At 76.7% G+C, this 2001-nt stretch carries 2 protein-coding genes; one reads left to right on the top strand and one right to left on the bottom strand.

The features are described from left to right. On the bottom strand, positions 1 to 549 hold a 549-nt coding region (locus tag E1165_RS28525), incomplete at its 3' end, for an SIS domain-containing protein (protein WP_132394781.1). A gap of 183 nt (positions 550 to 732) precedes the next feature. Between E1165_RS28525 and E1165_RS28520 the strand changes: the two genes are divergently transcribed. Beyond that, on the top strand, positions 733 to 2001 hold a 1269-nt coding region (locus E1165_RS28520; RefSeq protein WP_165945359.1), incomplete at its 3' end, for a tetratricopeptide repeat protein.

The raw sequence follows: 2001 nt of genomic DNA, 5'->3' as shown, positions 1-2001 counted from the left end.
GGCGGGCAGGGCGTCGAGGGCGGCCCGTTCCTCGGCGGGCAGCACCCCGTCACCGGCGCGGACGCCCTCGACCAGCAGCAGCAGGGCGAGCAGCTCGGCGGTGTACGTCTTGGTGGCGGCGACGGCCCGCTCGTGGCCGGCGGCGATGTCGACGTTCAGCTCGGCGGCCTCGGCCAACGGCGAGTCGGGGTTGTTGGTGACCGCGAGGGTGAGCGCGCCGCAGGCGCGGGCCGTGCGCAGCACCTCGGTCAGGTCGGGCGAGCCGCCGCTCTGGCTGACCCCGACGACGAGCGCCTCGGAGAGGTCGGGGCGGGCTCCGTAGACGGTGACCACGCTGGGCGAGGCGAGCCCGGCGGGCAGGCCGAGCCGGATCTCGGTGAGGTACGCCGCGTAGAGGGCGGCGTGGTCGGAGGTGCCCCGGGCGGTGAAGACCACGTGCCGGGGACGGCGGCGCGCGATGGTCGCGGCCACCTCGGCGATCAGCGCCGCGGGTCCGGCGGAGAGCAGGCGCGCGTAGCCGGCCGGCTGCTCGTCGATGTCGGCGGCCATGCCCGCTCCTGGACGTGTCACGAAGACTCCTCCCCTGCGCGTTCCACGCGCGTTTCATGCTCAGTCTTGCATCATTTCTCCCTTGCGGGCAATCGAACGAACAGCAACGCGCAGTGGATCACCATTGGTGGGGCGCATCCCCTAGGCTTGCCAGCCCTGGCACCCAGTGAGCGAGAGGCCGACGTGACCGAGGGACGTGACGGATCCGCGCCGAGCGCGGTGGAGGAGCTCGCCCTCGCCCGACGGGCCCTCGACTCCGGCGACCTGCCGCACGCCGCCGGGCACCTCGCCGCCGCCCTCGTCCACGCGCCGACCCTGCCCGAGGTGCACGAGACGCTCGCCCACATCGCGGCGGCCTCCGGCGGCGACCTGGAACTCTTCCCGATCGGCCAGCGGGCCTTCGTCGGGGCCGTGGTGGCCCGCGCCCACCTGCTCGCCGCCGCCGGGCGGCCGGCCGAAGGGCTGGACCTGCTGGTCGCCGCCACCGGACACGCGCCCGGCGTGGACTGGGCCGGGGTGCCCTGGGTGACCGCCCCCGAACTGGCCACCCGGCTCGACCCGGAACGGGCCGCCCGGATCCTCATGCAGGTCTGCACCGCCGTACCCGACCCGGTGCCCCGCGCCGGACGCCCGCCGCTGCTGCCGTACCTCACCCTGGCCCGCCACGCGGTCGCCGCGCACCCGCGGCACGGGCTGCTGCTGGGCGCGGCGTCCGCGCTGGCCCGTCGCCTCGGCGAGGTCACCCTCGCGGTCACCTGGGCCGGCCGGGGAGTACGCGAGGAGCCGTCCAAACTGGGCGAGGTGTGGCTCGGGTACGCGTACCGCAGCGCCGGCCGGACCCGGGAGGCGCTCGCCGCCCTCGAACGGGCGGTCGCGCACGACCCCGACGACCTCGCCGTGTACGCGGACATCGCCGGCACCCTGGCCGACACCGGTCGGCTCGACGCCGCCCTGGAGTGGATCGACCGGGCCCTGGCCCGCGACCCCACCTTCGACTGCGCCGTGCACACCGCGCACCGGCTGCGGTTCCTGCGCGACGGCGACGTGACCCACCTCGTCGCCCTGGCCGACTTCGTCCGCGACCACCCCGACGACAGCCACGAGCACGCCGACCTCGCGGAGTGCTGCCGCGGCCGCCCCTGGCTGGGGCAGGTCACCCCCGCCGCCGGCGCGATGGTCGACGCGCTACGCCGGGCACCGGCCGCCGACGGCGCACCCGGCCGCGCGGTCCGCCTCGCCGTACCGGAACCGCCGAGCGCGATGCGGGCCGGCGCGGCGGCCGGTCTCGACGTCGAGGTCACCGGGACGAGCCGACCGGACCCGCGGGAACCCCGGCGGGCCACCACCTGCCAGCTCTGGCGTTACGAGGGAGCGGTGGTCGCGCCCACCCTGCCGGCGCCCTCCGCCGACGCGGCCGAACGGGTACGCCACCTCGCCCACCCCGCCTGGCCC

This window comes from Micromonospora sp. KC723 (assembly GCF_004348595.1).
Lineage (GTDB): Bacteria > Actinomycetota > Actinomycetes > Mycobacteriales > Micromonosporaceae > Micromonospora.
Note: the sequence above shows the minus strand (reverse complement) of the source record. Positions and strands in the feature narration are given on the sequence as shown.